Origin of the sequence: Paraburkholderia franconis (genome assembly GCF_009362735.1) — a bacterium.
GTDB classification, from domain to species: Bacteria; Pseudomonadota; Gammaproteobacteria; order Burkholderiales; family Burkholderiaceae; genus Paraburkholderia; species Paraburkholderia franconis.
In genome coordinates, this window is sequence record NZ_WHNP01000070.1 from 24,336 (window position 1) to 32,773 (window position 8,438).

Annotated in this window: 5 protein-coding genes and 1 pseudogene; 1 reads left to right on the forward strand and 5 read right to left on the reverse strand. The window is 63.5% G+C overall.

Annotated elements, in window-relative coordinates:
* Window positions 1–4 precede the first annotated feature (4 nt).
* From GCT13_RS38625 to GCT13_RS38640, 4 genes are all read right to left on the reverse strand, one after another.
* A complete protein-coding gene (locus tag GCT13_RS38625; RefSeq protein WP_152767212.1) occupies window positions 5–1,537 on the reverse strand; it encodes an ATP-binding cassette domain-containing protein in 1,533 nt (510 codons plus the stop codon).
* Window positions 1,534–2,457, reverse strand: a complete 924-nt coding sequence (locus tag GCT13_RS38630; RefSeq protein WP_152767213.1) for a branched-chain amino acid ABC transporter permease — start codon at window positions 2,455–2,457, stop codon at window positions 1,534–1,536. Before GCT13_RS38630 ends, GCT13_RS38625 begins: the two co-directional genes overlap by 4 nt.
* A 20-nt stretch (window positions 2,458–2,477) precedes the next feature.
* Window positions 2,478–3,353: a branched-chain amino acid ABC transporter permease gene (locus GCT13_RS38635; protein ID WP_152767214.1), complete on the reverse strand. Its 876-nt coding sequence runs from the start codon at window positions 3,351–3,353 to the stop codon at window positions 2,478–2,480.
* 127 nt (window positions 3,354–3,480) lie between these two features.
* Window positions 3,481–4,746 (reverse strand): ABC transporter substrate-binding protein, encoded by a 1,266-nt coding sequence (locus GCT13_RS38640; RefSeq protein ID WP_152767215.1) that lies wholly within the window; start codon window positions 4,744–4,746, stop codon window positions 3,481–3,483.
* A gap of 427 nt (window positions 4,747–5,173) precedes the next feature.
* Between GCT13_RS38640 and GCT13_RS38645 the strand changes: the two genes are divergently transcribed.
* A complete protein-coding gene (locus GCT13_RS38645) occupies window positions 5,174–7,906 on the forward strand; it encodes a UPF0182 family membrane protein (RefSeq protein WP_152767216.1) in 2,733 nt (910 codons plus the stop codon).
* 125 nt (window positions 7,907–8,031) lie between these two features.
* On the opposite strand, the pseudogene GCT13_RS48760 reads toward GCT13_RS38645, so the two are convergent.
* Window positions 8,032–8,438, reverse strand: a pseudogene (locus tag GCT13_RS48760) (porin); the annotation flags it as partial.

The window sequence follows — 8,438 nt, forward strand, 5'->3', positions numbered from 1 at the left end:
CGAATCACCCGCTGATCTTCACCCGCGCACCGCACGCGCCCATCTGCGGAGGTTCGGCCGGAACCGCTTCGAGAAAGCCGTGGCCCATTTCGCGCTCGAAGCGCGACGGCGTGCCTTCCCAGACGATGCGCGCGTGCTCGAGCACATACACGCGGTCCGCATGAGGCAGCGCGAACGTGACGTTCTGCTCGCCGAGCAGCACCGTGATGGGCGTTGTCTTCTGCAGCTTCTCCATCGCACGCGACAACTGCTCCAGAATCACAGGCGCGAGGCCGAGCGTCGGTTCGTCGAGGATCAGCAGCTTCGGCTGCATCATCAGCGCTCGCGCGATGGCGAGCATCTGCTGCTCGCCGCCCGACAGCGTGCGCGCCGTTTGTCCCTGGCGCGACTTGAGGATCGGGAACAGCTCGAAAAGCCACGCGAGCTGTTCCGCGCGTACTGCGTCGGCGAGATGGTAGCCGCCCAGGTCGAGGTTCTCGCGCACGGTCATGTCGCTGAACAGCTCGCGCGTCTCCGGGCATTGCACGACGCCCGCGCGCGCGATCGCCGCGCCGCTCATCCCTTTCAGGTCCTGTCCGCCGAAGCGGATCGTCCCCTGATAAGGCACGAGCCCGGAGATCGCGTTGAAGAGCGTGGTCTTGCCCGCGCCATTGAGACCCACGATCGACACGAATTCGCCCTCGTGCACATGAAGACTCACGCCGTCGAGCGCGCGCGCCTTGCCGTACAGCACGCCGACGTCCTCGACCTGAAGCACGTGCGGCCTCGCGCTCATGTCGCCGGGCGGCCTCTCGCGCATCTCGATCTTGCCGCCCAGATAGACGCGGCGCACCGTTTCGTTTCGCATGACTTCGTCGGCCGTGCCCTCGGCGACGTACTCGCCCAGGTACATCGCGAGCACGCGGTCAGCGAGCGCCGCGAGGCTCTTCACGTTGTGATCGACGAGCAGCACCGCGCGCCCTTCGGCGCGAAAACCGCGAATCAGCTCGGAGAACGCCACCGATTCCGCTGCCGTCAGGCCGGCGAACGGCTCGTCGACGAGCACGACTTTCGGATCACGCGCAATCGCCTTCGCCATCTCCATGCGGCGCAGATCGGCGAAAGGCAGCGTCGCCGGATGACGCTGCATCACAGCCCCGAGGCCGACGCGCTCGGCGATTTCCCGCGCGCGCCGGTTGACGTGCGGATCGGCGGCAAGCTTCATCAGCGAATCGGGCAGCAGCGCGAGCTTGATGTGCTCGAGCACCGTCTGCCGGTGCAGCGGCCGCGAGTGCTGGAACACGATGCCCACGCCCGCGCGCGCAATCCGGTGCGGCGCCCAGCCCGCCATCTCGACTCCGTCGATCTTCACCGATCCCGCATTGGGCCGCTCGATGCCCATGATCAGTTTCATCACGGTCGACTTGCCTGAGCCGTTCGGGCCGATCAGGCCGAGAATTTCGCCGGGCCGGATGTCGAAGCCGATGTCCTTCACCGCGACGAGCCCGCCAAAGCGCTTGGTGAGCCCGCGTACGGCGAGACGGGGTGAATCGCTCATTCTCGCTCCCTCACGCGCAGCACGTTGCCGAGCAGCCCGTCCGGAAAGAACAGAATCACGGCGAGCGCGACGGCGGCGACCACGAAGGTGTTGATCTGGCCGAGCGGACGCAGGAATTCGCCCGCGACGATCAGGAAGATCGAGCCGAGCACGGCGCCGAGAATCGTGCGGCGGCCGCCGAGCACGGCTGCGATGATGATCTGCACGCCGATGCCGATATCCACCACCGTGCTGACGGACGCGGTGCCCTGGTAGAACACGAGCATCGCGCCCGCGACGCCGGAGAACACCGCGCTGATGCAGAACGCCGCGAGCTTGTGCTTGGTCACGTTGAAGCCGAGCGCCTGCGCGCCGATCGTGTCCTGACCGCTCGCCTGCAGGATCAGGCCGATCGCCGAACGCGACAGCCCGAACAGCAGGATCGCGCAGACGATCAGGAAGGCAAGCGCGATCCAGTAGTTATGCGAGGCGTCCACCGACATCACGTCGGGCACCATCATGCCGATCTCGCCACCCGTCACGCCCGCGAAAATCACGATCGAGTTTTGCAGCAGAAGCACCGCGACCAGCGTGACGAGGCCGAAGTACGGTCCGCGCAAACGCAGCGCGGGCACCGCGAGCAGCAACCCGCCGATCAGCGCGACGAGCCCGCCTGCCGCGACGCAGACGGCGATCGGCGCGCCCCACTTCGCGTCGAGTATCGCGGCCGTGTAGGCGCCCAGGCCGATCAGGAACGTGGGGCCGAAGTTGACCTCGCCCGCGAATCCGAACAGCAGGTCCCACGACATCGCGAACACACCGAAGTAGAACCCGACGGTGAGCACGCCGAGTATGTAGCCCGAGAGCCACAAGGGCAGCGTCGCCGCGATGGCGACGAGCACGATGGCCCACACTGCGCGCGAACGGAAAGGAGCGGTCATGATGGTCTGCATCTGTGCGGTTAGCGCCGTCCGAGAAAGCCTTGCGGTCTGACGTACACGACGAGCACCAGAAGAATCAGCGCGGGCAACGGCCGCAGCGTCGGCGCGACGAGATAGGCGGTGATCGTCTCCAGATAGCCGACGACATACGCGGCCATCAGCGAGCCCGACACGCTGCCGAGTCCGCCGAGCACGACGATCGAAAACGCGCTCGCCGTCAGCTGTCCCGTGTTGTTCGTGCTCACGCCGAGGAATGATGCCAGCAGCACGCCCGCGATGCCCGCCAGCACGCCGTAGATGGTCCACGCAAGCAGGTAGATGCGTGAAAGCTCGAAGCCGAGCAGCGTCAGGCCGCGCGGATTCATCGACGCCGCGAGCAGCGCCTTGCCCACCCGTGTGCGGTTCACGAACAGCCAGAGCAGGCCGATCACGACCCAGCACACGACGGCGATCATGATCTCGTTGAACGGCGTGCGCACGCCCGCGATGTTCGCCACGCCACTGATGAGCGGGCGTATCGTCACGGGGTTGTCGGTGAAGAGCCACGCCATGCCCTGCTGGATCATGATGCCCCACAGCAGCGTGCCCGTCAGCACGAAGATCTCCTTCTCCTCGCGCGGAATCGCCTCCGACCGCTGGATCGGCCGCACGACCATCAGATACGTGATGTACGCGGCGACCATTCCGGCCAGCACGCCGAGCAGCGTACCGAGATAGGTGCCGAGGCCCGCTTCGCCCGCGAGCATCCAGCCCATCAGCGCGGCCACCAGCATCACGCCGCCATGCGCGAGGTTGAGCACGCCGGACACACCGAAGATCAGCGTGAAGCCGATTGCGCCCAACGCATAGAGCGAACTGATTGCAAAGCCGTCGATAAGAATCTGCAGTGGCAGCATGCCCGGCCTTTGATTGTCGATGAGGTGCGGATGCAGTATCTGTCGTGCCGGATGACGGTTCCGTTGCCGAATGCATGAACCGCCGCTGCGGTGCCGGAGCACCGCAGCTTGCATTGCCGTCGCGCGGCTAGTTCGCGGAAGCCTGCTGCACCTTGACGAAGGCCGGGAACTTGACCTTCCCGTTGGCCACCGACTTCGGCCAGATCGCCACCTGCTTGCCGTCCTGCCATTGCAGGTTGATCCCCGTGATGTAGCCCGGCCCGTACTTCAGCGCGTGAGTGAACTGATCGTTCTTGCCGTAGAACTGCCAGCGTCCGATCGTGCCCATGTAGTCCGTTTTCTCGAGCGCATCGACCATCTTGTCGGGATCGGTCGAGCCCTTGTTGCGCTTGATCGCATCCGCGAGGATGTAGACGAGGTCATAGCTCGTGAAGCCGCAATACGCAGGCGACACACCGAATTTCTTCTGATACGCATCGACGAACGGCACCGTCTTCGGCGTCATCGCGACGCCGGGCGCCGCTGCCGATGCCGTGATGACCCCTTCCGTCGCGCCGTTGGTGTCCTTCCAGAAACTCGTGGTCGTGGCCTGCGAGCTTTGTCCCGTCATCGGAATGGGCACCTGTTGGTCATGCCATTGCACGGTGGGCTGCACGCCGACGTGGCTGATGCCCGTCGTGATCGTGTCGGGATGCTTGCTCTCGATCTGGTTGAAGATCGGCGTGAAGTCGGACGTGTCGGGATTGAAGCGGATGTGATCGAGCACCTGAAGCCCCGCCTTCGGCAGGCATTCGAGGTAGCGATCGTCGAGCGGCTTGGTCCACGCGGCGTCCTCGCTCATCACGACCGTCGTCTTCATCTTGAACTGGCCGACCAGTACGTCGTGCGAGAAATCGCAGATCGACTGCGCGATGAACGCCGACGTCATCCAGCCGTGGAAGGTGTACTTGTAGTGATCGTAGTCGTCGTGGACCTGCTTCGAGATGTCGTTACTCGCCGCGCCGGGCGTGATGAACGGCATCTTCAGACGCGCGGACCAGGGCTCCATCGCGAGCGCCACCTCGCTGATATAGCTGCCGATCACGGCCACCACCTTGTCCTGATTCGCGGCGCGCTGGAACGCGCGCACGCCGTCGGAAGCCGACGAGTGATCGTCGTAGGCGATGATCTGGATGGGTCTGCCGTCGACGCCGCCGTGTGCGTTGATTTCGTCCGCCGCCAGTTGCGCGGACTTGCTGATCGAAGCGCCTGCAACGGCGGACTCTTCGCTGATGACACCGATCTTGATCGGGTCCCCTGCTGCATATGCCGTGGCCGCAAGGCCGAGTCCTGCTACCGCCGTACCCGTCGCGACGACGCGATACAGTTCCCGCCACATCTTGTTCTTGGACATGTTCTCTTCTCCAATTCTTTACGATCGGGGAGCGACATCTGCCAGACACGTTGCAGCTATTAAGGGTGCGCGCACAACAGTACCATCGGCATTCGACGCACTACATCGGTAGTTACGATTAGGGCGGCACTGTTGTTGCCGATGGTGCAAAGCGAAAAAAGCGCGGTCCGCATTCACGTCAGCACTGTCAAGTTTCCTGCCGGAACGCGAGAGCATATGCGCATGTCGGGAACAACGGGACAGGTGCCGCCGCGCATGCTGCACTGCTTTGCGATGGACTCGCATCGCGCGCAGCGGCTATGTGGACGGCGGTCTACAATCTGACCGTGCGCGACGCGAAGCAATGCGCGGTCGTCGACAGCGAGCCACTGTCCGATCGAACTGGTCGTGCACTGCTCGTGCACGTCACACCGGCAAAGGAGGGACGATGCCCTCGCAAGTGACTCCACGCGTGCGCATCCGACGCACCGCGATCACCATTGCCACTGTCGTCGTCAGCCTGATCGTCATCGGGCGCATCACGCGTATTCTGGTCGACTGGATGTGGTTTGCTTCGATCGGCTACGCCAGCGTCTTCTGGACAGTCCTCGACGCCAGAGTGCTCCTGTTCGCCACCGTGTTCGTCGTCTCTTCAGCAGCGATCGCCCTATCCGGGCTGCTCGCGCATCGTTATGCAAGGCGCTTCGATCCGTCATCGGCTACGCTGGAAATCGTCGACGAGCGCACGGGCCGCGTCATGCCGCGCATTGGCTGGCGCTGGGCCATCTCCGGCGCCGCCATGCTGCTCGGGCTGCTGCTTGCAGCCTTCGAAGCCTCGAACTGGGACCTCGTGCTTCGCTACCTTCATCGGGTGCCGTTTGGCGAACGCGATCCCATCTTCAGGTATGACATCGGCTTCTATATCTTCGCGCTGCCCGTCTATGTGGCGTTCAAGAACTGGCTGCTGCGCGTGCTCTTTTGCAGCGCCATCGTTGCAGGCGTGATCTATGGCGTGCGCGGCGACATCGCCGTCGAACAGCCGCCGCGCGGCCTGTCGCGAGCCGCCGCGATGCATGGCTCAGCGCTGCTCGCGCTGTTCTTCGCGGTAAAGGCCGGGTCTTATTGGCTCGACCGTTTTCTGCTGCTCTATGACGACAACGGCGTCGTCGTCGGCGCGGGCTATACCGACATCCACGTCGGGTTGCCGGTGCTGTGGCTGCTCATGGGTCTTGCCGCCGCCGCATCCATCGCTTCGTGGGCCAACATGCGCCGGCGCAGTTATCGCATTGCCATTGCATCGGCGCTGCTGGTGTTCGGCGGCTCGTTCGTGTTCGCCGCGATCTATCCGGCGCTCTATCAGCGGTTCTATGTGAAGCCGAGCGAACTGAGGCTGGAGACGCCCTATATCAAACACAATATCGCGCTGACCCGGCAGGCCTACGCTCTCACGCAAATCACGGCCAGGCCGTTTGCCGCGGAACAGGGGTTGAATCTCACCGAACTGCAAGCCAATCGCGCAACCATCGACAACATCCGCTTGTGGGATGTGCAGCCGTTGATGGATACCTATGCGCAGTTGCAGGAGATCAGGACGTACTACCGGTTTCTCTCCGTGGACATCGACCGCTATGCGCTCGACGCGAGTTACCGACAGGTGATGCTCTCCGCGCGCGAACTCGAAACGTCGATGCTTCCCGCCAATGCACAGACCTGGGTGAACCTGCACCTGCTGTTCACGCATGGCAATGGCGTTGTGATGTCGCCTGTCACCGAAAAATCCGCAGAGGGATTGCCGTCGTTCTATCTGCAGGACATTCCGCCCGTTGCCAATGGCGGCCCAGCGGTTCGCGAGCCGCGCCTCTATTTCGGTCAAGGCGAGCAGGACTATGTGATCGTGCAAGGCAGCGTGCCGGAATTCGACTTCCCCCACGGGAAGGAAAACGTGTACGCGGCTTATAGCGGGCGCGACGGAGTCGGCATCGGCAGCAGCGTGCGACGCTTCCTCTTTGCCTGGCAGTTCGCCGATCCCAACATTCTGCTGACCAGCTACATCACGGACCGAAGCCGCATCCTCTTTCACCGCAACATTCTGGACCGGGTGCGCACGATCGCGCCGTTCCTGAGTTTCGATCACGATCCCTATATCGTCGTGAGCGGCGGGCGGCTCTTCTGGATACTGGATGCGTACACGGTCAGCCGCTGGTATCCATACTCGCAGCCTGCCACTGGCGACGGCACCAACTACATCCGCAATGCGGTCAAGGTGGTCGTGGACGCCTATAACGGCACGGTCGATTTCTATGTCAGCGATCCTGCCGATCCCATCTTGCGGACCTGGCAGCGCATCTTTCCCGGAGTATTCAAGCCACTCGATGCGATGCCGCAAGACCTGCGGCAGCATATCCGCTACCCGGAAGATCTCTTTCTGATTCAGGCGCAGCTTTATCGCACTTACCATATGGAAGCGCCGGAAGTCTTCTACAACCGCGAGGACCTGTGGCAATTCCCGCGCGAACCGGGCGGCATCGATGCAGGCAACGCCCAGGGCGCGCGGATGGCGCCGTACTACATGATCATGCGGCTGCCCGGCGAGGCACGCGCCGAGTTCGTCCTGCTGCTGCCGATGGTGCCCAGCCAGCGCGAAAACATGATTGCCTGGCTCGCGGCGCGTTGCGATCCGCCCGAGTACGGCAAGCTCATCGTCTACACGTTCCCGAAAGACAAGCTGGTGTACGGACCGTTCCAGATCGAGGCGCGCATCCAGCAGAACACCGAGATCTCGCAGCAGATTTCACTGTGGAACCAGATGGGCTCGCGCGTCATTCGCGGGCATCTCGTCGTCGTGCCGATCGAGAATTCGATACTCTATGTGTCGCCGCTCTATCTGCGCGCAGCGTCGGGACAGTTGCCCGAACTGAAGCGTGTCATCGCCGCGTACGGGGACCGCGTCGTGATGCAAGAGACCCTCGCGCAAGCCCTCGCAGCGCTCTTCGAGCAAACCTCGCCAACGGCAGCGCGGCCGCCGGGCACAGCGGACGAGCGCGCCCGCGAAGCGCTCGCGCACTATAACCGCGCGCTCGAACGGCTTAAAGCAGGAGACTGGAGCGGCTTCGGCTCGGAACTCGATGCGCTCAGACCGCTTCTCGAATCGCTTGGCGCCGGACATCCGGAGCATCGTTGACGAGCGTGCTCGACGGCATGCTTCCCGCGCCTGACACCGAATGATCCGCGCGTGAAATGCAAAGCGCCGCAAGCGCGGCGCTCTGAACTACTTTCCTTGTGCTGCTTCAAATACGACGAGCGGCATCAGAATCGATGCACCATACCCACGCCCACGCCGACCATGCTGCGCGATGACGAAGGCGTCGAGTTGAAGCCGTCGCCGAGTGTCGCCGTTGCGTTGATGATGTTGCCCGCGCCGTTGTTGCCGAGCGTCTGGCCATTCGCGCGCTGATACGCCTGCAATGCGTACAGGCCCGTGCGCTTGGACAGCGAGTAGTACTCGGACAGGTTGAACTGCTGGTACTGCGCGCTGCTCGTGATGCCGTTGGCCTTCGTCGCGCGCGTGTAGCTGTAGCCCGTCGCGAAGTCCCATGCGGCCGTCGGCTTCCAGTGCAGCACGATGCCGCCCGTGTTCCAGATCGCCTCGCTGTGGAACGCCGAGCCGGCGCCGGGGATGTACTGCACGTTCGTGTACGTCGCCGTGATGTCGA